Origin of the sequence: Thiocapsa bogorovii (genome assembly GCF_021228795.1) — a bacterium.
In the GTDB taxonomy this organism is placed as follows: Bacteria; Pseudomonadota; Gammaproteobacteria; order Chromatiales; family Chromatiaceae; genus Thiocapsa; species Thiocapsa bogorovii.
In genome coordinates, this window is record NZ_CP089309.1 from 5,430,855 (window position 1) to 5,453,965 (window position 23,111).

Annotated in this window: 18 protein-coding genes; 9 read left to right on the forward strand and 9 right to left on the reverse strand. The window is 63.3% G+C overall.

What is annotated here, in order from left to right; all coding sequences use genetic code 11:
• Positions 1-82: 82 nt before the first annotated feature.
• Positions 83-1,663, reverse strand: a complete 1,581-nt coding sequence (locus LT988_RS24165; RefSeq protein ID WP_232408059.1) for a peptide chain release factor 3 — start codon at positions 1,661-1,663, stop codon at positions 83-85.
• A 291-nt stretch (positions 1,664-1,954) separates the two neighbouring features.
• Here LT988_RS24165 and rimI point away from each other — a divergent pair, with 291 nt between their 5' ends.
• Positions 1,955-2,431, forward strand: coding sequence for a ribosomal protein S18-alanine N-acetyltransferase (gene rimI / locus LT988_RS24170; protein WP_232408060.1), 477 nt, complete (start codon positions 1,955-1,957; stop codon positions 2,429-2,431).
• Between the two features lie 166 nt (positions 2,432-2,597).
• Here the strand turns inward: rimI and LT988_RS24175 are convergent, their stop codons facing one another.
• Complete coding sequence (locus LT988_RS24175) at positions 2,598-4,187, reverse strand: inorganic phosphate transporter (RefSeq protein ID WP_232408061.1); 1,590 nt, start codon at positions 4,185-4,187, stop codon at positions 2,598-2,600.
• 356 nt (positions 4,188-4,543) lie between these two features.
• Here LT988_RS24175 and nifJ point away from each other — a divergent pair, with 356 nt between their 5' ends.
• The 3 genes from nifJ (at position 4,544) to LT988_RS24190 (ending at position 10,489) form a co-directional block, all read left to right on the forward strand.
• Entirely contained in the window at positions 4,544-8,152 is a 3,609-nt protein-coding gene (gene nifJ, locus LT988_RS24180) for a pyruvate:ferredoxin (flavodoxin) oxidoreductase (RefSeq protein ID WP_232408062.1), read from the forward strand.
• A gap of 330 nt (positions 8,153-8,482) precedes the next feature.
• A complete protein-coding gene (locus LT988_RS24185; protein ID WP_232408063.1) occupies positions 8,483-9,499 on the forward strand; it encodes a dihydroorotate dehydrogenase-like protein in 1,017 nt (338 codons plus the stop codon).
• Between the two features lie 186 nt (positions 9,500-9,685).
• Entirely contained in the window at positions 9,686-10,489 is an 804-nt protein-coding gene (locus tag LT988_RS24190; protein WP_232408064.1) for a Uma2 family endonuclease, read from the forward strand.
• 170 nt (positions 10,490-10,659) lie between these two features.
• Here the strand turns inward: LT988_RS24190 and LT988_RS24195 are convergent, their stop codons facing one another.
• The 3 genes from LT988_RS24195 to LT988_RS24205 form a co-directional block, all read right to left on the reverse strand.
• Positions 10,660-13,302 carry a DNA phosphorothioation-associated putative methyltransferase gene (locus LT988_RS24195; protein WP_232408065.1) on the reverse strand — a complete coding sequence of 881 codons (2,643 nt, stop codon included), beginning with the start codon at positions 13,300-13,302 and terminating at the stop codon, positions 10,660-10,662.
• Positions 13,303-13,309: 7 nt separating this feature from the next.
• Positions 13,310-13,909, reverse strand: coding sequence for a Uma2 family endonuclease (locus LT988_RS24200; RefSeq protein ID WP_232408066.1), 600 nt, complete (start codon positions 13,907-13,909; stop codon positions 13,310-13,312).
• 119 nt (positions 13,910-14,028) lie between these two features.
• Entirely contained in the window at positions 14,029-14,169 is a 141-nt protein-coding gene (locus LT988_RS24205; RefSeq protein WP_232408067.1) for a hypothetical protein, read from the reverse strand.
• On the opposite strand from LT988_RS24205, the gene dctP reads away from it, so the two are divergent.
• Both dctP and LT988_RS24215 read left to right on the forward strand, forming a co-directional pair.
• Positions 14,168-14,824, forward strand: a complete 657-nt coding sequence (gene dctP, locus LT988_RS24210; protein WP_232408068.1) for a TRAP transporter substrate-binding protein DctP — start codon at positions 14,168-14,170, stop codon at positions 14,822-14,824. The genes LT988_RS24205 and dctP overlap by 2 nt on opposite strands.
• A 473-nt stretch (positions 14,825-15,297) precedes the next feature.
• The gene (locus tag LT988_RS24215; RefSeq protein ID WP_232408069.1) at positions 15,298-15,822 is read left to right on the forward strand and encodes a hypothetical protein; all 525 of its coding nucleotides are present in this window, start codon (positions 15,298-15,300) and stop codon (positions 15,820-15,822) included.
• Between the two features lie 80 nt (positions 15,823-15,902).
• On the opposite strand, the gene LT988_RS24220 is transcribed toward LT988_RS24215, so the two are convergent.
• From LT988_RS24220 to soxB, 4 genes are all read right to left on the reverse strand, one after another.
• Positions 15,903-16,454, reverse strand: coding sequence for an aminotransferase class V-fold PLP-dependent enzyme (locus LT988_RS24220; RefSeq protein ID WP_232408070.1), 552 nt, complete (start codon positions 16,452-16,454; stop codon positions 15,903-15,905).
• A 185-nt stretch (positions 16,455-16,639) separates the two neighbouring features.
• Positions 16,640-18,373, reverse strand: a complete 1,734-nt coding sequence (locus tag LT988_RS24225; RefSeq protein WP_232408071.1) for a cation acetate symporter — start codon at positions 18,371-18,373, stop codon at positions 16,640-16,642.
• The gene (locus LT988_RS24230; RefSeq protein ID WP_007195451.1) at positions 18,370-18,678 is read right to left on the reverse strand and encodes a DUF485 domain-containing protein; all 309 of its coding nucleotides are present in this window, start codon (positions 18,676-18,678) and stop codon (positions 18,370-18,372) included. Before LT988_RS24230 ends, LT988_RS24225 begins: the two co-directional genes overlap by 4 nt.
• A gap of 378 nt (positions 18,679-19,056) precedes the next feature.
• The gene (gene soxB / locus LT988_RS24235) at positions 19,057-20,835 is read right to left on the reverse strand and encodes a thiosulfohydrolase SoxB (RefSeq protein WP_232408072.1); all 1,779 of its coding nucleotides are present in this window, start codon (positions 20,833-20,835) and stop codon (positions 19,057-19,059) included.
• A gap of 337 nt (positions 20,836-21,172) precedes the next feature.
• On the opposite strand from soxB, the gene soxX reads away from it, so the two are divergent.
• The 3 genes from soxX to LT988_RS24250 all read left to right on the forward strand — a co-directional run bounded on the left by soxX (position 21,173) and on the right by LT988_RS24250 (position 23,061).
• Positions 21,173-21,553, forward strand: a complete 381-nt coding sequence (gene soxX, locus LT988_RS24240) for a sulfur oxidation c-type cytochrome SoxX (protein WP_232408073.1) — start codon at positions 21,173-21,175, stop codon at positions 21,551-21,553.
• Between the two features lie 26 nt (positions 21,554-21,579).
• On the forward strand, positions 21,580-22,419 hold the full coding sequence (soxA, locus tag LT988_RS24245) for a sulfur oxidation c-type cytochrome SoxA (protein WP_232408074.1): 840 nt from the start codon (positions 21,580-21,582) through the stop codon (positions 22,417-22,419).
• 135 nt (positions 22,420-22,554) lie between these two features.
• Positions 22,555-23,061, forward strand: a complete 507-nt coding sequence (locus LT988_RS24250) for a hypothetical protein (protein ID WP_232408075.1) — start codon at positions 22,555-22,557, stop codon at positions 23,059-23,061.
• Positions 23,062-23,111: the final 50 nt, after the last annotated feature.

Below are 23,111 nucleotides of genomic sequence, written 5' to 3' on the forward strand. Positions count from 1 at the left end.
CTGACCGGAACGCCCCTGAGCCCCTCGGCTAGGCGTCCGGCTCCTTTGGCACCGCATTCTATCGGGCAGTCCAGCGTGTCGATTAAAGCTCTCGGGTCGCTAGAAACCGCACGTCGGGCCAACGCTCTTGGGCTAGGTCCAGGTTGACGCGAGTCGGCGCCAGGTAAACCAGCTGGTCGTCGCCGTCCAGTGCAAGGTTCTCGTAGTTCTTCTCCTTGAATTGCTCGAGGCGTTTCGGATCCTCGCAGACGACCCAGCGTGCGGTCTTGACGCTGGCCGGCTCGAAAAGCGCCTCGACGCCGTACTCGTCCTTCAGCCTGTAGGCGGCGACATCGAACTGCAGGATGCCGACGGCGCCCAGGATCATGTCGTTGTTCTTGAGCGGCCTGAACACCTGGGTCGCACCCTCTTCGGAAAGCTGGACCACGCCCTTCTGCAAGGCCTTCATGCGCAGCGGATCCTTGAGCACGACGCGGCGGAACAGCTCCGGGGCGAAGTACGGAATCCCGCCGTATTTCAGCTCCTCGCCCTCGGTGAAGGTATCGCCGATCTGAATGGTGCCGTGGTTGTGCAACCCGATGATGTCGCCGGGCCAAGCCTCCTCGACATGTCGACGCTCGTCGGCTTGGAAGGTGATGGCATTCGCAACCTGAATGGTCTTGCCGATGCGCACGTGCCGCATCTTCATACCCTTCTTGTAGCTGCCCGAGCAGACGCGCAGAAAGGCCACGCGGTCGCGGTGGGCCGGGTCCATGTTTGCCTGGATCTTGAAGACGAAGCCGGTAAAGGGCTCTTCGGCGGGATCCACCGAGCGTTGCAGTGTTGCACGCGGACGCGGCGGCGGCGCGTATTCGACGAAGGCATCGAGCAGCTCGCGCACGCCGAAATTATTGATCGCCGAGCCGAAGAACACCGGTGTCTGCCGACCGGCGATGTAGGCCTCGAGGTCGAGCGGATGGCTCGCGCCTTGGACCAGCTCCATCTCGATGCGCAGCTCGTCTGCCTGATCGCCGAGGACATCGTCCATCCGCGGATTGTCGATCCCTTGGATGATCTCGCCTTCGGTGATACGCCCTCCGTGCTGAGCGCTGAAGAGATGGGTGCGATCGAATCGTAGGTCGTAGACGCCTTTGAAACGCTTGCCCATCCCGATCGGCCAAGTCACGGGCGCGCATTGGATCTTGAGGATTTCCTCGACCTCGTCGAGGACCTCGATCGCGTCGCGACCCTCGCGATCCAACTTGTTGATAAAGGTTAAGATCGGCGTGTCGCGCAGTCGACAGACCTCCATCAGTTTGATGGTCCGCTCCTCGACACCTTTGGCCACGTCGATCACCATCAAGGCCGAGTCGACCGCTGTCAGCGTCCGATAGGTGTCCTCGGAAAAGTCCTGGTGACCGGGGGTATCGAGCAGGTTGACGATGCTCTCGCCATAGGGAAACTGCATCACAGAGGAGGTCACGGAGATGCCGCGTTCCTTCTCCAGCTCCATCCAATCCGAGGTGGCGTGACGCGCGGCCTTGCGCCCCTTGACCGTTCCTGCGAGCTGGATGGCGCCCCCGAACAGCAACAGCTTCTCGGTGAGGGTGGTCTTGCCGGCGTCCGGGTGGGAGATGATGGCGAAGGTGCGACGCCGTTCGAGTTGTTCTTGGAGCTCGCTCATGTGGGATTGGTGCGACCTGGGCTACGTGCGGCTAAACCGTCGAATTATAGACTTGAACGGCCCGCTATTCACCTAAACCGCGTCCAGAGCAAGATGCTCACTCTTGGGTCAGCTCGACGTTTGCTGCATCCTTGGCCCTTAGCGGGGACGCGGTTTAGAGCACGCGTTCGCGGTTCAGTCGAACGCTCCGGCCGGTATACTGTCGGGCCGAGGTGCACGGCACGGCGCCGCACCAATGACCTGAAAAAGACGATTCGAGCCTTTCCGACGATGCAAGAAGCCCGTTCGACGATGCAAAGCGCCCCCAACGAGTCCGCCCTCCCCCTCGCCCTCCGCCTCAGGGCGATGACCGAGCGGGATGTCGAGACCGTCTGCGCAGCGGATCGCGCAGCGTACGAGTATCCGTGGACGGAGGGCATCTTTCGAGACTGTCTGCGGGTCGGCTACTCCTGCTGGGTAGGCGAGCTCGAGGGAGAGATCGTCGCCCATGCCGCAATGGCGGTCGCCGTCGGCGAGTGTCACATCCTCAACCTCTGCATTCATCCCGATTGGCAAGGCCGAGGGCTCGGCCGTCGCCTGCTCCGCCATCTGATGACCTTCGCACGCACGAGACGGGCGGACAGCGCCTTCCTTGAGGTACGTGCATCCAACAGCCGTGCCCGCGCCCTGTACGCCTCCGAAGGATTCTGCGAGATCGGTCAGCGGCCGGGCTATTACCCCGCCACCAAGGGACGCGAGGACGCGGTCGTGCTGGCGCGCGCACTGTAGGTTGCGCCGACGCCGGTAAGCACGCCGCCACCGAGCCCTGCGCGCAGGCCTTGGTGGACTGCGCCGCGCTTGTCCACCCTGCCCTTCCGGTTATCGGCTCAGTGCCGTGGCCGGGTTCATGCGCACGCAAGGTCTGTCGCCCGGATGATCGCCCGTCCCGCTCGCCTCAACCCGTCAGCATCCCCTTGATGGTGAAAAACAGCATCGCCGCCATGAACGCGGACGCGGGCACCGTCACGACCCAAGCGGCAACGATCTTGAGCACCTGCGAGCGTTTCACCAGCTCATGGCGATAGACCTTGCGTAGGCTTTGGCGCTCGAGCTTGGAGAAATGGGCCGGGTCCATGCTGCGTTTGGCTTTGCGTTTGAGCTCGCGCAGCATGCGCCCCTTCTCGTCGATCGATGCCTTGGCAAACTTCGCCAGAAAGGCGTCGATGGCGGCTTGATCGCCCTCCGGGTGATGCGACTTGATGGTCTCGAGCATCCGGGCGTATTGACTCTTGAGGTATTCACGCAGAAAACCCACGCCGAAGACCGCGCCGACGGCCACATGCGTCGTGCTGACCGGTAGCCCCAGTTGGCTGGCGAGGATGACGGTGAGGGTCGCCGCCATGGCGATGCAATAGGCTCGCATCTGGTCGAGCTCGGTGATCTCGGAGCCGACCGTGCGAATCACCCTTGGTCCGTAAAGCCAGAGCCCGACCGCGATCCCGAGCGCACCCACGATCATCACCCACAATGGGACCGGCGCCGCAGCCGTGATCGTGCCGCTGCCCGATCCGACGACCTCGACGATCGCGGCCAGCGGTCCGACGGCGTTGGCGACGTCGTTCGAACCGTGGGCGAAGCTCAGCAAGGCCGCTGCAAAGATCAAAGGCACCGTGAAAAGCCGATTGACACCCTCCTTGGAGTTCCCGATCAGCCGTGCCTGACGATCGATGATCGGGCGTGCGCCCCAGAAAACCAAAATCGCGAGAACGAGACCGACGCCTAGGGCCTGGACGATGCTCACGCTCCAGATCCGATTGAGCCCCTTGATCATCAGGTAGGTGCCGAAGGCGAACGCCATGGCAGCGACCAGATAGGGCACAGCCCGACGCGACGAGGCGATCAAGTCGGTCCGATAGGTGATGCTGCGTTTGATCAGATACAGAAAGCCGGCCCCGATCGCCCCGCCCATGAGGGGCGAGACCACCCAGCTCGCGACGATCTTTGCCACGGTGTCCCAGTCGGCGATCCCAAGCCCGCTCGAGGCGATCCCGGCGCCCAGCACGGCACCGACGATCGAATGCGTCGTCGATACCGGGGCACCCATGACGGTGGCGATATTGAGCCAAACCGCGGCGGCCAAGAGCGCTGCCATCATGATCCAGACGAAGGTGTCGGCGCTTTGGATGAGGTTCGGATCGATGATGCCGCTGCGGATGGTCCCGACTACCTCGCCGCCCGCGATAATCGCCCCGGCCGCCTCGAAGATGGCCGCGATGATCAGCGCACCGCCCAAGGTCAATGCCCTGGAGCCGACCGCCGGACCGACGTTGTTGGCGACATCGTTCGCGCCGATGTTCATCGCCATGTAGCCGCCGATCATGGCGGCAATCACGATGAAGAGGCTGCCGCCGTGCGTCGCATCGACCCTGACGACGGTGTAGAGCATGACCCCGATGATGAAGAGCAAGCCGATACCGAGGCGAAAGAGCTGCGCCCGACCTTTTTTGGTCGCCTTCTCCAGCTCGTTGAGGTGTGTTAGCTCCATATCCGATCCGCATGCCGATGAGTCGCGGGGTATTGTTCCAGAAACACAACCGTAACCCAATCGTCATGATCATGCGTAAGCGAGGATCCTGCACTCGGATGGACGGCGGTGCTCACGCGGATCCCGAGATAGGCACCATAAGGGTGCAAAAAATACCGACCTGATCCGGATCATGCCGAAGTCGATTCGCTTGAAAGCACTCGAAAACGACCGTCAATCGAACAGCGTTTCGGGCTATAGTTGAGGCCGTTACTCGGCTCCCGCCTCGCTTCGGGCTGCGCCAGCCGCCGAGTCGGAGTAAGGCGCAGCTCGGCCGCGTTGCCGGCCTCCTCTACCCACCAATCCGGGAAAGCTCGATGTCGCAAAAGCTCATGGTAACCCTCGACGGCAACGAGGCCGTGGCCTACGTTGCCCACCTGACCAACGAGGTCATCGCCATCTACCCCATTACCCCGTCCTCCAACATGGGCGAATGGGCAGACGAGTGGTCGTCGCTCGGCATTCCGAATCTTTGGGGCACGATCCCCGATGTCGTGGAGATGCAGAGCGAGGCCGGTGCGGCCGGCGCGATCCACGGGGCACTGCAGGGCGGCTCCCTGGCGACCACCTTTACGGCCTCGCAGGGTCTGCTGCTGATGATCCCGAACATGTACAAGATTGCCGGCGAGCTCAGCCCGACGGTCTTCCATGTCTCGGCGCGTTCGCTGGCGGCTCAGGGCCTGTCGATCTTCGGCGACCATTCCGACGTCATGGCCTGTCGCGCCACCGGCTATGCGATGTTCTGCTCGGCCTCCGTCCAAGAAGCCATGGACTTCGCGCTGATCGCCCAGGCCGCGACACTGGAAAGCCGCGTCCCCTTCCTGCACTTCTTCGATGGGTTCAGAACCTCGCACGAGGTCACCAAGATCGAGCAGGTCTCGCACGAGACGATCCGCGCCCTGATCGACGAGGAGCTGGTCACGGCCTGCCGTGCGCGCGCACTCAACCCGGACCACCCCGTGATCCGCGGTACCTCGCAGAACCCGGACGTCTATTTCCAGGGACGCGAAACGGTCAACCCTTACTACGCCGAGGTTCCCGGCATCGTGCAGCGCACCATGGACCGCTTCGCCGCACTCACGGGCCGTCAATACGGGCTCTTCGAGTATGTGGGCGCGCCCGATGCGGAGCGCGTTATCCTGCTGATGGGCTCCGGGATCGGGGCCGCACAGGAGGCGGTCGAGCATCTCGTAGACGACGGGGAAAAGGTCGGTCTGATCAAGATCCGGCTCTACCGCCCCTTCGATGCAGGCGCCCTCCTCTCGGCCATCCCGGTCACCGCAACGCGACTCGCCGTGTTGGATCGCTGCAAGGAGCCGGGAGCCGACGGCGAGCCGCTTTATAAAGACGTCGTGACCGCGTTGGCCCAAGCCTTCGCCGATGGCCGTGTCGCCAGCATGCCGCGCGTCGTCGGCGGCCGCTACGGACTCTCGTCCAAAGAGTTCACCCCGGCCATGGTCAAGGGCGTCTTCGACGAGCTGTCCGCGCCCAAACCCAAGAACCCCTTCACGGTCGGCATCATCGACGACGTCGGCCACACCAGCCTGGCCTGGGATCCGGACTTCAAGCCGGCGGCGATGGCGGGCGTCACCGCCTGCGTCTTCTTCGGCCTGGGCTCGGACGGCACCGTCTCGGCGAACAAGAACTCGATCAAGATCATCAGTGAAGAGACGCCCAACTTCGGCCAGGGCTACTTCGAGTACGACTCGAAGAAGGCCGGCGCGGTCACCATCAGCCACCTGCGCTTCGGCCCGAAGCCGATCAACAGCACCTATCTGATCGGCGAGAACGAAGCAAGCTTCGTCGCCTGTCATCAGCCGACCTTCCTCACCCGCTACGACATGCTCGACCATGCGCGTCCGGGTGCCGTGTTCCTCCTGAACTCGCACACCGCGCCCGATCGGATCTGGGACGAGCTGCCCCGCAAGATGCAGCAGGCGATCATCGACAAGGGTCTCGACTTCTACGTGATCGACGCCTACGGGATCGCAGGCGCCACCGGCATGGGCCGGCGCATCAACACCATCATGCAGACCTGCTTCTTCGCTATCTCGGGCATCCTGCCCAAGGACGAGGCGATCGCGCACATCAAGCATGCGGTCAAGAAGACCTACGGTAAGAAGGGTCAGAGTCTTTTGGATCGCAACTACAAGGCGATCGATGCCGCACTCGCCGGGCTGCATCAGGTCAGCGTCCCGACGCAGGTGACCAGTGCCTTCGAGCGCCCGCCCGTGGTGCCGATCTCGGCACCCGACTTCGTGCGCAACGTGACCGCGACCCTGATCGCCGGAAGAGGGAACAGTCTCCCGGTCAGCCTGATGCCGGCCGACGGCACCTGGCCGACCGGCACCACGCGCTACGAGAAACGGAACATCGCGCTCGAGCTGCCGAAATGGGAAGAGGACCTCTGCACCCATTGCGGCAAATGCCCGCTGGTCTGCCCCCATGCCGCCATCCGCGCCAAGGTCTACCCGGCCGCACTCACGGACACCGCACCGGCGAGCTTTCAGCATGTCCAGATCAAGGGCAAGGACTTCCCTGCCGATCATCACATCACCTACCAGGTCGCCCCGGACGATTGCACCGGCTGCGGTCTCTGCGTGGATGTCTGCCCGATCCGCGACCGCAAGGATCCCAACCGCAAGGCGCTGAACATGGTCCCGGCCGAGCAGACGCATGCCGCCGAGCAGGACAATTGGGATTTCTTCCTGACCCTACCGGAATACGATCGCACTAAGCTCGACAGCACCAAGATCAAGCACGCCATGATGCTCGAGCCGCTCTTCGAGTTCTCCGGCGCCTGCGTGGGCTGCGGCGAGACCCCGTACGTCAAGCTCGCCACCCAGTTGTTCGGCGACCGCATGTTGATCGGCAACGCCACCGGTTGCTCCTCGATCTACGGCGGCAACCTCCCCACGACGCCCTACACCACCAACCCCCAGGGTCGCGGGCCTGCTTGGAACAACTCGCTGTTCGAAGACAACGCCGAGTTCGGTCTCGGTTTGCGGCTCGCAGTCGATAAGCAGGCCGCCCATGCTCGCGAGATCATCAAGAGGCTCGCACCCAAGATCGGCGAGGATCTCGCCGAAGGCCTGCTCACGGCCGATCAGTCCGACGAGGCCGGCATCTTCGAGCAGCGCGAGCGCGTGCTCGCCTTGAAGGAGAAGCTCAAAGGCCTCCCCGAGCTGGACGCCCGCACCCTGGAAGGCATCTGCGATCAGGTCGTCAAACGCAGCGTCTGGATCATCGGCGGCGACGGCTGGGCCTACGACATCGGCTACGGCGGCGTGGATCATGTCCTCGCCAGCGGGCGCAATGTGAACCTCTTGATCCTGGATACCGAGGTCTACTCAAACACCGGCGGCCAGACTTCCAAGGCGACCCCGATGGGCGCGGTCGCCAAGTTCTCCGCAGCCGGCAAACCGACCTTCAAGAAGGATCTCGCCATGATGGCGATGGCCTACGAGAACGTCTATGTGGCCCAGGTCGCCTTCGGCGCCAAGGACGTCCAAACGGTCCGCGCCTTCCTCGAGGCCGAGTCATTCGACGGTCCTTCGGTCATCATCTGCTACTCGCCCTGCATCGCGCACGGCGTGGACCTCTCGAAGAACCTGCGTCAACAGGACATGGCGGTCAACTCAGGGCATTGGGGGCTGTTCAGGTTCGACCCGCGTCGGCTCGCGACCGGCGAGAACCCGTTGCACATCGACAGCAAGCCGCCCAGCGTCCCCTATCGCGACTTCGTGTCCTCCGAGACCCGCTTCAGCGTCCTCACCCGCACCCATCCGGAGGCCGCCGAGCGTTATCTACAGCTCGCCCAAAAGCACGTCCAGACGCGCTTTACGCTCTACGAGCAGTTGGCGCACCTGGCCGTGCAGAAGGCACCCGCGCCGGCTGCAAAAGAGCCGACACCGAAAGCGCCTTAAACCGCGCCCGGTGAGATCTGCGTCGTGTGTTGGATTGGCTTGACCGCGCCAGCTCCAAGAACTGTCGGAGCTGGCGCGGTTTAAGGAATTAAAGGAGATTTGTTTTGAACCGCATCTTCACAAAGGGCGGACAGACGATGAAGCCAGACACAACATGAAAATGACGCATTTCACTCTGGACGCGTTTCAGATGTTCACCGGGAGCCGCGTATCGCGCGAGCGGGGGCATCGGGCCCCGCCACAACCGGGGCGGAACGCCCCGGCCCTTGTCGCGACCACTCCCCTCGATCACCGTCGGGTGACCCCTTATTCTTTGCCGGAGCAATCGCTATGGATCTCACGACCAACTATCTCGGGCTGACGATCAAGAATCCCCTGGTTCCTTCCGCCTCGCCGCTGTCCAAGAGCGTCGCCATCGCGCGCGAGCTCGAAGACCACGGCGCCGCGGCCATCATCATGTGGTCACTCTTCGAAGAGGCCGTCACCGCCGAGTCCGAGAGCATGGTGCGCTTTCTGCACCACCAGGACATCGGCTTCGGCGAGGCCGAGAGCGGCTTTCTGCCCGCTCATCAGGACTTCGAGGGCGCACTCGAGCGCTATCTGGACAACATCCGCAAGCTCAAGGACGCACTCGACATCCCCGTCATCGCCAGCCTCAACGGCGTCACGCCCGGCGGTTGGATCAAGCACGCAACCGAGCTGCAGCAGGCCGGGGCCGACGCCCTCGAGCTCAATGTCTACTATGTCGCCGGCGATGTGACCCAAACCGGGCTTCAGGTCGAGGAGCGTTACCTCGACCTCCTGCGCGCGCTTCGCGGGCACATCCAGATCCCGATCAACATGAAGCTCTCCCCGAGCTTCAGCTCGATCGGCAACTTCGTCGGCCAGGTCGCGGCAGCAGGCGCCAACGGAGTGGCCCTCTTCAATCGCTTCTATCAGCCCGACATCAACATCGACAGCCTGCGTCTGCAATCGAGCCTGCACCCCTCGACCTCCGCCGAGGCCCTGCTCGCCATGCGCTGGATCGCCATCCTTTACGGACGTTTCGACGGCCTCTCGCTCGGCGCGACCGGCGGCGTACACACCTCGGCGGACGCCATCAAGCTCCTGCTCGCAGGCGCCGACGTCGTGCACCTGTGCAGCGCGCTCCTCGGCAAAGGACCGGCTTATACGGCGCAGATCCTCGCGGGGATCCAAGACTGGATGGAGGAACAGGGATTCGAGTCAGTGGAAGACTTCCGCGGCCGCGTCAGCGCCATCTCGGTCCCGAACCCGGCGGAGCTCGAGCGCGCCAACTACGTCAACATCCTGGACAGCTACAGCTTCTCGCCGGGTGTGATGGTTTAGCCAAGCTGGCTTAACGCGAGACTCGTGACACCCTCTCCGCGGTGTCACGCATGTCCTATGGCGCTCTGCGCCACGTAAGACGATGGCCGGAGTCAGGAGCAAGGCTAAACTGGGACCAAGGGTCGGCTGCGATTGGTCTACCCTTGAGACTGAATAACGATAGATTCATCCTGCCTGGCGACGCAGATGCCGCACCGACCAAGCACCGATCCACAGGGTCCGTTTCACGTCGACCAACTCCGTGAGGGGGATCGCTACGAGCTCTCCAATGGCCATCCGATCTATTGCGCCCCGTCCGATCGCGACCATGCAGGATCGAATCTGATCGGCGCAGCGGCGCTGGAGACCGATCCGGATGTCGAATGGGCCGGTGTCGATGCCGGTTTCGCGCCGGATTCGGGCACACTGCGGGCGCCCGACGTGGCGATCGGCCCCGCGGGCACGGAACGAGGTTGGATCCCGGGCGCGCCGCCATTGGCGGTCGAGTATGCCGCGCGCGGGCAGGACGAGCAGGAGTTGCAAGACAAGGTCGCTGAGTTGTTGCAGAGTGGCACGCAGCAGGTCTGGGTCGTGCGTCTGATCGGTCCGCGACGGGTCGAGGTCTATCGCCCCGGCGAAGCAATGCGCGTCGTCGGTCCCGGTGAAATCCTGAGCGCGCCGGGCCTATTGCGCAACCCGGTCCCGGTCGAGGCCCTCTACGACCGCGATGCCGCGCATCGCGCCGCACTTCGCAATCTGCTGCAGCGCGAGGGGTACGAGAGTCTGGACGCCGTGCGTCAAGCCGGCGTAGCGGATGGAATCAACCAAGGCATTAACCAGGGCATCAATCAAGGCACCGCCGAGTCGATCCTCGCCCTGCTCGCCGAGCGTGGGCTCGTCGTCGATCCACCGACACGCGAACGCATCCTCGGCGAGCAAGATCCGGGGCAGTTGAGACGTTGGCTCATCGCTGCAACGCAGGTCCAGGAGGCGACGAGGCTGTTCGAATAGCCAGCGCTCGGGAACCAATGTAAACACAGCCGCCTTTGCGGTTGGAATGCTCCGTTTCCGCGTCCGGTCGAGAGGCCGCACCCGGGATAGTCGACTTGCAGTCGACCCCGCTGGCCGTCAGACCGGCGGTGGAAGGAAACGATGCCGGGAAGATGTCGACTGCAAGTCGACTATCCCGGGAGGGCGTCGAGAAACCGCTCGACCGGCACGCACTTGGGTACGAGCCGACCGGTTGGGCCCGGCAGCATCAACACCACCTGACGGCTCTGATCCGGCCCATAACTCACATGGATCGGCTTGTCGTTGCCGTAGAAGTACAGTCGATCGAACGGCGTCTCCGCGACAACCCAACGGGCCACTTCGAGCATATCCTCGTCCTCGACCAGAAAATCCACCGCGGCGCCCAGCCGCGAACAGATGGGATGACCCAGCCGATTGCGCTCGTGCGCGGCGTGCTGATCGCGCTTCGGATCGATCCGCCCTGGGATCGCCTTCGCCAGCGGCGCCGAGCAGAATCCATACGTCAGGCGGATCATCCCGAAATACTCGATCACCGGGTCCAGGACCTGCGTGGCTAGATCGCACAGCGCCGTGTAGGACTCGGGTTGCTCGGGACGGTTGACCTGCCCAGTGGCGGCCTGCGTCTCGCCGCATTCGATCAATTGACGGTAGGTGAGCGAACGCCCGCAGGGTGCGTCCGGCTCGGGGATCGTCCGCGAGCGCACCAGTGCGTTGTCCGCGATCGTCCAACGCTGTCGCTCCAGCAACGCATCAAAAGCACCCGGCGCCGGCCCATAGCCCGACTCCGGCAGCACACCGAGCGCATCGAGCGCCTCGTCGAATGCGAGCTGCTCCGGATACCCGTCGCATTCCTCGTTGATATAGCGTGACTTGCGATACAGATACGGCGGCTCGAAGTCCTCGCCGTAGGCGAAATAATCGATGTCCTGCTCCCGCAGCTTGATCTTCACCCGCTCGACCATCCGCGGCAGCACCCGCCCATCGAAATCGTCATACCGCATCAGGCTCAGCTTGCCCGAGCCAATATGGATCTTCACCAAATCCGCCTCGCGGATATCGCCGTAGAGCATGGACGCGGCGCCGACATAGACCCGCAAGAGCGCCGGGAGCTGCTCGACCAACCGGCTATGCAGTTGCAGCGAGGCGCCCGGATCGAGCCAGCCCAACCCGTGCTCGGCGGCCGCTCGGCAGGCGTCGGCGATCGCCTCGGTGTCCGCAATCCGAAAGAGCTGTGTGCGACCGGCCTCCAATGCGGCCGGGTAATCGCCGAAGAAGGCCTTGATGTCGCGCTGCAAGCCGGCGTCCAAATGCCTGTAGGCGCGCCGCCGACTGAACTGCTGAAGCGCGAAATAGACCTCCAGGTCGGCGATGCGCGCCTGCTCGGCCTGCGCCAGTGCGGCTTGCGCACCAACCGGTCCCTTCTGCTCGGCAAGGAAACGCAGCGCCTTGCCGAGACTGCCGAAACCCTCGATCAGGGGCAGCAGATCATCGACCTCGCTCTTATCCGGCGTGCGTCCCAGATGCAGCCAGGTCTCCCAAAGGCGCTCCAACGGCTCGCGATAGGCGTCGTAGCGCTCCGCCGCACGATCGCGCCGAGCCGGCCGATCGCGCGGCGTCGGCGCGGGGCGCGTGCTCGGCACCCGAAGCGGATTGCGCCGGCGGCTGTAGCGCTCCACAAGAAACCGCTGCTCCGCGTCCTTGTCTCGAAACACATAGAGCACGCCCGGCGCGACCGGGATCGGTTCCTCGTCCAGCACCTGCTCCAGATACGCCTTGATCTCGGACTGGGTGTAGTAGCGCTGGAAGGTGCCGCGCTGCGTCATCACACCGTCGCGAAACCGTTCCCCGCGCGGGTCGTTTTGGTTGGTCAGCATGACCGACACCACCATCAGCCGCTCGGCGAGCGACCAGGCCCGGGTCAAGGCCACCAGCCGCTCGTCGAAGTCTTCGATAACGTTGATCACGAAGCCGAGATTGACGATATCGGCCGCGGCGATCGGCTCGTCCGGCGCGAAATAGGGATCCCATCCGGAGGCGTCCAGTCCGTTCTCGCGCAAGCCGCGAACATCGTCGCCGCGTCCGCAGCCGTAGTCGAACAGCCGATAGCGGCCATTCAAGAAGCCATGCCGCGCGAGTGTCTGCACCGGCGCCGAGAAACCGTAGCGGACCATCGCGGTGCGGTGTCGCGCCGCCTCCCAATCGAGCGCACCGCCCAGTCCGACGACGTCGCGAGACAAGACCCCGCCCTCCCCCGCCTCGACCCCGGCCAAGTCCCCCTCGACCGCGTCGCCCGCAACACCGTCGAGATTGCCGATCGGGATCAGCGTATGCCCTTCGATCCGGTACCCGGCATCCGCGACCAGCGCCTCCCACTGACGCCGATAGCCGATGCGTTTGGGATCATCGAACAGCCCGATCGATTCGGCTTGCTCGGTCAGGGCGACATACTCTGCACGGCCGGGATAATCGCCCGGCAGCAAAAGCTCCTTGCGATGCAGGATGGGTGGATTCAGCGAGTCTTCGTAAGTGCGATAGCCCGTCTCGCCGGTGGTAAGATCCACCCGCCAGCTCTCCTTCAGGGCCGGGAAGGGGGTCTCGAAAAAATCCGGATAGTTGAGAAATGCCACCTCGGAGCCGTCCTCGGCAACGCGCACGACATTGAATGCGGGCTCGACCGACGCCCGAAGCATCTCCAAGGCCGCGGCCACGCCGCTCGTCAACGCGGGCTCGGCGCTGTCGAGCAGCGTTCGATGCAGGTAACGCCGTCCCGCGACCGCCTTTCCGGAACCCATCGGTTCGTCAGTCTCCCGTGCTCATCAACGGATCCGTCTCGGGAGCCGGCCAGTGGATCTCCAGACCATCGACCACGCCGACAGAGGTCTGTCCTTCCAAAGCCTGCACGTCCGGCTTTCCGTAAGCGCCGTCCGCACCGAGCCGATAGATGGTCAGCACGCGATCCGTCGGGTGCAACAGCCAGTATTCGCGGACGCCATGACGCTCGTAGAGTGCCCGCTTACGGACCTGATCATGGACTGCGCTCGACGGCGAGAGGATCTCGACGATCCAATCCGGCGCCCCGCGGCATCCCTTCACGTCGAGTTTATGCGGATCGCAGATCACGGCGAGATCGGGCTGCACCACCGTGTCGACCCGAGCGTCGGACTCGTCGTGTTTCGGCAGACGCACGTCGAAGGGGGCGACATAGACCCGACAGCCGCTGCCCGCGAGTTTAGGGTGGATCTGCGCGGCCAGTTCGACCACAAACTCCTGATGCATTCGCGTCGGCGCAGGCGCCATGGCGAATGCTTCACCGTCGATCAGCTCCCAACGTTCATCCTCGGACCAGAGGCAATAGTCGCCGTAGGTGAAAGAACCGGTTTTGAGTGAGCTGTGAGGCATGACAGTCTCTCGGTTGCAACCTCGTCAACATAGAAACAACTTGAGCATAGCGCCGGCCGGAAGGTTGGACGAGCCGGCGTGAAGTGCAACAAACCCTTGCGCCATCGCATCGGCAGCCATCAACAGGGCGCCAATTGCAGGGCAAGCCACGCGAGCAGTTCCTGCCGGCGCTCCGTTCCCAATTGCTCGATCCGGGCCATGATCTCGTCCATGCTCATCTGATCGTAATGCGCGTTCAGCGCCTCGGACGGTCTCGGCATGCTCGACATGGCGCGCGAGATCTACCGCAAGTTCGGCCTGGTCTACGTCGCCCCGATCCAGCACGACGCGAACATCATTCACTCCAAGAAGCCGGTCAATTCGCTGGCGGATCTGCAGGGTATGAAGATCCGCCTGCCGGGCGGCATGGTGGCTGAGGTGTATCAGAAATTCGGGGTTTCCACGGTGTCGCTGCCGGGCTCGAACATCTTCCCGGCGCTTGAGAAGGGCACCATCGATGCGGCGGATTATGTTGGCCCCGCGGTGAACTGGGACCTCGGGTTCGGCCAGGTGACCAAGTACATCCTGTTCGGCCCTCCGGGCACCATGTCCCTCTACCAGCCGGTCGACCTGATGGATCTCACGGTCAACGCCCGTGCCTGGGATCGGCTGACGCCGCAAATGCAGCAGTTCGTCGAGGAACAGGTCCACGCCTATTCGCTGCATCACTACGTCACCATCCAGAAGCGCAACATGGCCGCGATGGACGAGTTCCTGAAGAGCGGCAGCGAGGTCTCGCGCTTGAGCGGCGCGGACGTGATCGAGTTCCGCAAGGCGGCCATCCCGATCTGGTTCGAATGGGCCAACAAGGATGCGGATGCCAAGCGGGTGTTCGACTTGCAGCTCAACGACATGAAGAACGACATCATGGTGTAAGTCACGGAGGCGGATCTGAAGGGACTCGTCTGATCCGTCGACCGCAACGCGAACCGATCCGGCTGTCGGGGCGACGGTATTCGCCCCGACAGCCGGCATCGGGGCCGATGCCGGCATGACCAACACAAGAGCTGGTTCGGGCCAAGCCCCGCAAATCGGCCGGAGAGTCGCGCGTCCCTCGTGATACCTCGCGGGGGCATCCTGCTGCCGCGAGGACTCGGTCCTTGGCGACCGCCTTTTGTGCCCGGGTTCGCCCTGCGGTCGCAGCCGTGCCCGACTCCCCGTTGGTCCGCCGGGCACGACAGCGCCCTCAAATGGCTTGACGGCGTGTGGGATGCGCTCTGCATGTTGCCTCCGCGGCGTCGGGACTCCCGCCCCTTCGCCACTGCGGCAACACGCTCGCGCCCACGCCTACCCAAGACTACGCGCCTTCGCTTCGCTCTCCATGGCGCGCAGCGCCGGAGGAGGAGTTCATGTCCAATCCAGAGGGTTTCGGTTTCGTTGTCCCGCACTGGGGCTACTGGGGCTGGCTGATGCTGATGCCGCCGGTGTTGATGCTGTGGTCTGCGTACAGCGAGCGGCGCACCAAGAGCCGCTCCGAGCGCGGGGACGAAGAGGAGCACGATCCTCTGGAGGTGCTCGCCGACGAGGATCCAACGGTCCATTCCGAGGGCAACGCCTTCACCCGCGTCATCGACTGGGTCTCGGAGCATTCAGGCATCTTCGTCGCGTTTTGGACCATCAACGCGGTGGTCGCCTACTTTTACGAGGTGGTCGCACGCTACCTGTTCAACGCGCCCACCATCTTCGAGTCCGCCGTTCGGCTATGCCCTCTTCTACATCAAGGGTGTCTGTCCACCCGAGGTGACCATAGCGACCATCTTCAAGTCGTCGCTGGTGTTCCTGGTGTTGCAGACCCTCGGATTGGTGCTGTGCATCCTGTTGCCGGGATTGATCCTCTGGCTGCCCGATGCGGTGTAACCCTAAGCGGCCCGTAGCCCGTAGGGTGCGGTGAGGGACGAACCGCACCGGGCGACGAAGGAACCGCACATCGGTGCGGTTCCTTCGTCACCACACCCTACAGCACGTGTATATCAAGGGTGTCTGTCAATCGCCCGCGCGCAGGATAAGGCCGACCGCCTGCCTCGGCGATCGGCTGCATGACGCCTGTCTCGTTGTTGGTGTGCATCAGCGAAACCACGAGGGTATCGGGCCGCAGTGCCGCGAGGATGGGCTCGGGTGTCACCCAGCCGCCGCGGTTCGGCTTCACATAGGTGGTTTCCACAGCGTCGGATTCCAGACCTCGACAACATGCGAGCACGGCCTTGTGCTCGATCGCGGAGGTGACGACGTGTCGCCCCTGCGCGCGATGGGCCAAGGCGATACCACGCAGCGCGAGGTTGTTCGCCTCCGTCGCACCGGCCGTGAAAACGATCTCATCCGCATCACATCCGAGCTCCGCAGCGACCGCTGCGCGCGCGGCCTCGAGACGTTGCGCCGCCTCCCGGCCTTGCGGGTGGTTTGTCGAGGAGGGATTCCCTGGGACGTTGCGCAGGACATCGATCATGTCCTCGATGACGTTCGGATTGACCGCGGTGGTCGCGGCGGTATCGAAATAGAGCGGCTGCATGGCTTATGGTGCGTTGGGTGTCGACATCGGACGGTCGTCCGTGAATGGCAGCCAACTTATCTGCAGTCTCAACCAATAAGCAAGGCGCGGGGCGCCCATTGACCTGCCCTCGGCAAGTGAACGGGCGCCCCGCGCCTTGTAAACCGACTCCCCCGTAACGCGGGGGATTGCAGCGATTTCGCGCCTCAGTGGCTTGCCGCACCCTCCGCACCGATGCCGGTTTCGCATCGGATCCGCTGGGCGAAGTAGGCCGCCCGATCGATCTTGGCTCGCTCGGAGTTGTCGAGGATCGAGAAGAGCCAGATGCAGAAGAAGGCGATCGGGATCGAGATGATCGCCGGATTGTCGAGCGGGATCAGCCCGACCGGAACGGCAACACCATCTGCATTGACCGCCGTGAAGCCGAGTACGTCGCCCCACACCGCCTTGGAGACGATCGTGAGGCCGACCGCGCTGAAGAGCCCGGCGAAACCGCCGATCATCGCACCGCGCGTCGTCATCTTGCCCCAGAAGATCGAGGCTACGAGCACGGGGAAGTTTGCGCTCGCCGCAATCGCGAAGGCCAGACCGACCATGAAGGCCACGTTCTGGGATTCGAACGCGATGCCCAGACCGATCGCGAGCACGCCGAGGCATAGAGTTGCGATACGCGAGACGCGGATCTCGGTCGTCTCGTTGCTGCGACCGCGCGCGATGACGTTGGCGTAGAGGTCATGCGAGATCGCCGACGCGCCGGCCAGGGTGAGACCCGCGACTACGGCGAGGATGGTCGCGAAGGCAACCGCCGAGATGAAGCCGAGGAAGAGATTTCCGCCGACCGCTTCGGCCAGGTTGATGGCAACCATGTTGGTGCCGCCCGACAGTCCGCTGATCAACTGATCCCGAATGACCGAGCCGTCTGCCGCGAGCGCTTCGGGTTTGAAGAACTGCGGATTCTGCGACAGCAGTACGATCGCGGCGAAGCCGATGATGAAGGTCAGGATGTAGAAGTAGCCGATGAAGCCCGTGGCGTAGAAGACCGACTTGCGGGCCTCTTTGGCATTCGGGACGGTGAAGAACCGCATCAGGATGTGCGGCAGACCGGCGGTCCCGAACATGAGGGCCAGCCCCAATGAGATCGCGTTGATCGGATCCTTCACCAGAGAGCCGGGGCCCATGATGGCGTCGCCCTTGGGACTGACCTCCACGGCCTGTCTGAACATCTCCTCCGGGGAGAAGTCGAAGGCGGCAAGTGCAGCTACGGCCATGAAGGTCGCGCCCGACAGCAGCAAGACGGCCTTGATGATCTGCACCCAGGTCGTGGCGGTCATGCCGCCGAAGATGACGTAGGTCATCATCAGGAGCCCGACGGACACCACCGCGATCCAATAGTCCAGCCCGAACAGCAACTGAATCAGCTTGCCTGCACCGACCATCTGAGCGATCAGGTAGAAGGCGACGACGACCAACGACGAGATGGCCGCCATGGTGCGGATCTGGGTCTGACCGAAGCGGTACGAGGTGACGTCGGCAAAGGTGAATTTGCCGAGGTTGCGGATCTGCTCGGCCATGAGGAACATGATCACCGGCCAGCCGACCAGGAAGCCGATGGAATAGATCAGGCCGTCGTAACCGGAGGCAAACACCAGGCCGGAAATACCCAGGAAAGATGCGGCGGACATGAAGTCGCCGGCGATGGCCAGGCCGTTCTGCATGCCGGTAATGCCGCCACCGGCGGTGTAGAAGTCACTCGCGGTGCGGGTCCGCTTGGACGCCCAATAGGTGATACCCAGGGTCGCGCCCACGAAGATGACAAACATGACGATCGCCGTCACGTTCACGCTGCTCTGAACGACCGTTCCGGTCAAGGCGGGGGCGGCGGCCAGCCCGAAGGGCACTAAGAGGGCGGCAAGCACGCCCCACATTCCGAGACGTGTCATTCGAAATCCTCCTGGATCTCTTTGGTGAGACGATCGAACTGCCCGTTCGCGCGGGCCACGTAGACGCCCGTGAGGATGAAGGCGCTCAAAATGATCAGGATGCCGACCGGCATGCCGACGGTCATGGTCCAGCCTTCGGCGACGGGAACGGCCAGCCATGCCGGCTCGAAGGCGATGACGAGAATGAAGCCGTAATAGATGATTAGGATGGCGGCGGTCAGGGTCCAAGCGAAGCGCTTACGCGCGCCGATCAGCTCCCGATAACGCGGATGTGCCGTGATGGCATCGACCGTGTGTTGCTTCATAAGGGTACCTTTGGAGGCGGTTGTTTTTGATCGTCCGACGCGCGCCAGACGGGACACCATCGATCGGCATCGAAGAACGGCACGTGAGGTCCGGGCCTGCGGCACCCGGGAGGTCTCGGCGGACAGGGGCGCAGTGTCCCCGATGGGATGATTCGATCAGGCGATCGCCGGGCTCTGGGAGCGCGCGATTGTGTGGGTCGTGGGAAGCTGCGTCAACGATACAAGCATTCTTTCTATCTATCCGAAGAATTGTTAGATCGGAAGGTGCGGCGCGGGGCACGCGTGGCTCGCGGGAGGGGCTGCGACGGAGACCTGAACGAAGCAATCCCCCGCGGGCCGGGGTGGAATCGGCGGCGCTGAGCCGCCGACCCCGCTGAGTTACATGAACGGGTAATCCGCGATACCCGGATTGCCTGTGACGTTCTTGAGCTTAGGCGTGTTGAGCTTCTCGATCTTGACCGTCTTGATATCGCGCAGATAAGTCGCGACCGTCTCCCAGATGGGCTCGCCCGGCGATTGACTGCCGACCGTCGCCCAACCGGCGACCACATAGGTCTTGTCGGCCTCGATCTTGGTGCCGTCGTCAAGCGCCATGTCCAGGATACGCTCGCCCATCGATGCGGTCGGATCGCAGACATAATCCAGCCCGCCGAGCCGCACCATGTCGCCGCCCTGCTGGACGTAGGGATCCGGGTTGAAGAGGTTGTCGCAGACGTCCTCGAGGATCAGCTTGATGTCGGCGCCGGTCATCTCGCGTCGGTAAGTCTCCGGGTAGGTAATGCAGGTCTGATCCATGACGTTGTCCATGGTGATCTTCTGACCGGGCAGTACCGTCGTACCCCATCGGAAGCCCGGCGAGAGACTGATCTGGGCGTCGTTGACCTTGCGCAGCGCGTCGCAGATGACCTGGTCGAAGGTACCGTTGAAGTTGCCGCGGCGGAAAAGCGTCTCCTCGGCGGTCGCCAGCTCCTCTTCCAGCTGTGCCTTATAGGGTGCACGCACGCCCGCGATGTACTCGACCATCTCCGCGTCCGGGGCGAGCAGATTGGAAAACACCGGCAGCAGGCGATAGCGGTAATCCTGCAGCTTGCCGTCCTTGACCTCCATGTCCATGACGCCGAGGAACTTGCCGTTGGAGCCGGCGTTGGTCACCAGGGTCTTGCCCGAGGCGTTCTCGACGATGGTCGGCGCCGGCATCCCGTCGTGGGTGTGACCGCCGAAGATGACGTCGATCCCGGTTACGCGCGAGGCCATCTTGAGGTCGACGTCCATCCCGTTGTGCGAGATGACGACAACCAGATCCGGCTTCTCGTCCTCACGCACCCGGTCGACGACCTCCTGCATCGAGCTGTCGTCGATTCCGAAGGTCCAGTCCGGCATGAAGCGTTGCGGGTTCGCGATCGGCGTGTACGGGAAGGCCTGCCCGACCACGGCGACCTTGACCCCGCCGACCTCTTTGATCGTGTAGGGCTTGAAGGCGCGCCCCAGATCCTCGTCGAAACCCGGGAAATCGGCGAAGCGGTAGTCGAAGAGCGCCTCTTCGCGCACCTTGACGTTCTGGGCCACGAAATCGCCCTTAAACTCGGCGATGTTCTTGATCACCTCCTCGTCGAGATAGGTGAACTCCCAGTGACCCGTCATGACATCGACGCCGAGCAGGTTACATGCGCCGACCATGTCCATACCACGGGTCCAGTAGGCGGTCCCCGAACCCTGCCAGGTGTCGCCGCCGTCGAGCAGCAGACTGTTGCCGTCGCCGCGCTCGGCACGGACTCGATCGACCAACGTCTTGAGATGTGCAAAGCCACCGACCGCGCCGTATTTCTCCGCACCGGCGTCGAAATCGAGGAAGGTGAAGGCATGCGCTTCGATGCCGCCGGGATCCACTCCGAAGTGCTTCAGAAACGCCTCGCCCACCACATGCGGTGCCTGCCCGAAGGCCGGGCCGATACCGAGGTTGACGTTCGGCTCGCGGAAGTACACAGGGTTCAACTGGGCGTGCGTATCGGTGATATGCAGGAGGGTCACGTTGCCGAACTTCGGCACCTCGTAGAGGTCCGCCGGCATCCGCTTTGCCGCGAAGACCGACGAGGGGAACATCCCGGCAGCGCCGGCGATTCCCATGAGTCGCATGAATTCTCTTCTTGATAGTGACATTGCTTTTAGAGTCCTCCGTTTGGCTGCAAGTACGCCCCCTGCCACTGGGGCCGGCGGCGTGATGAATCCCGACTAGTATGCCCGGTCATCGGTCCCGAATGCCATCTCCGGGCACGCCGTGGATCGGAGCCGCGTGCGCGAAATCTCGTTATCCGTCGCACTTTGGGAGTCGGACATTTTCAATTCGACGTGATAGGATTCGTCCGACAGAACATCGCGGCGTCACCGAACGACCGCGGGATGACCGCGCGACGACGCGGAGATCAGACAAGAAATCAGGCTCCGGAGCAACTCCGAGCCCATGTCGTTACAGCAGAGACCTCAGGAGGCTACACGCATGCTGTCCCAACGCCCGATCCGAGCGAGCGCTATCGCTCTTGGCCTTGGATTATCCACACTCGCCGTCGTCGCAGCAGCGACCGACATGCCTCAACTCGATCTCAACGGTGATGCCGCTGCGGGCAAAGCCGTTGCCGAGGACCGCGGCAAAGGCAACTGTATCGCCTGTCACATGATCGTCGGCGCCGAAAGCCCCGGTGCCATCGGTCCCGCCTTGATCGCGATGCAGACTCGTTACCCGACGAAGGAAGCCCTCGCCCGTCAGATCTGGGACGCGACCGTCAAGACCCCCGAGGCCGCCATGCCGCCGTTCGGCAAGCACGAGATCCTGACCAATCAGGAATTCGTCGACGTCGTCGAGTACGTCTGGACACTCTAAGAGCGATCCCCGGAGGCAAATCAACAATGTCAAAGCTATTGCTGTCGTTCACCGCTGTCGGTCTTGCTTACTCGCTCGCCGCCCCGGCCCTCGCATCGACACCCGAGGAAGACAAGGCGACTTTCCAAGCCTATTTCACCGAGCGTTTCCCGACCGTACCCGTGCAGGAGTTCGCCAACGGTGTCTATTCCATCGATGCAGTCGGGCGCGAGAACTGGGAGGCGATCGAGGAATTCCCCCCTTACGAGAACGCACTGACCAACGGCGAGGAGATGTGGAACACGCCGTTCGCCAACGGCAAGACCTACGCGGACTGCTTCCCGGAAGGCCCTGCGATTGTCGGCAAGTATCCTTACTGGGATAAGGATCGCGGGATGGTCATCACCCTGCCGCTCGCCATCAACGAGTGCCTCGAGGCCAATGGTGAGAAGCCGCTGGACTACTCAAAGGGTCCGATGGCGGACATCACGGCCTACATGGCCTACGAGTCCCGTGGTCAAGTCACGAACGTGGAGATACCGGAGGACGATCCCCGTGCGCTGGCGGCCTACGAGGCGGGTAAAGAGTTCTACTTCGCACGGCGCGGCCAGTTCAACTTCTCGTGCAGCCATTGCCACTTCGGTAACTCGGGAACGACGCTGCGCACCGAGATACTGAGCCCCGCCTACGGACACACCACGCACTGGCCGGTGTATCGCTCCAAGTGGGGCGAGATGGGCACGCTGCACCGCCGCTACAAAGGCTGCAACGAGCAGGTTCGGGCGGCAGCATTCCCTATGCAGGGCGATGAATATCGCAACCTTGAGTATTTCATGACCTACATGAATAACGGGCTGGAGCTCAACGGGCCCAGGGCACGGAAATAAAGCACGCCGATAACGCCGACCGCTAAAGGCACGAGGGCGCCCGCCTGCGGCGCGCCCTCTTGGAGAGCGCACGAGAGGAGTTCCAATAAGATGTCGATTCGCAGTGTATTCAAAACGATCCTGGTCGGAGGACTGTTGTTCGCTTTGCCGATGACCAGCGCATGGGCGACCCACAGGTCCGAAGCCGAGCAGGCGATCGAAGAGGCCCAGGCCGCATACGCGGCCGCCGTAAAAGCCGGTGTCGCCTCCGAGGAGACGGCATCGCTGATCAAAGAGGCAGAGGCGATCATGCCCGATCGCCAATTCACCAAGGCAAAAGAACTGGCCCTCAAGGCGATGAAGCAAGACACCTTCGCCGTCGAGCAGGCCCAAGGCGCCACCGTCGACGGCGGCGCGGCAAAGCAAGCCGAAGCGGCGATCGCCGCAGCCGAGGCTGCGCGCAAGAAGGCGAGCTCCGTCGGGGGCGAGTGGCGTGACACCGGCAAGATGATCAAAGAGGCGCAGGACCTCGCCAATTCCGGCGACTTCGCCGCCGCAATTGCTCTGGCCGACAGCGCAAGGCGTCAAGGCGAGATGGGCTACGAACAAGCCATCGGCCAGCAAGGCGCGACCTTCCCTACCTACGTGAAAAAACCGCAGTGACGGGATGACCGGGTCGCAGCAGACCCGCGACGGCCGCCCTTCTCAAATCG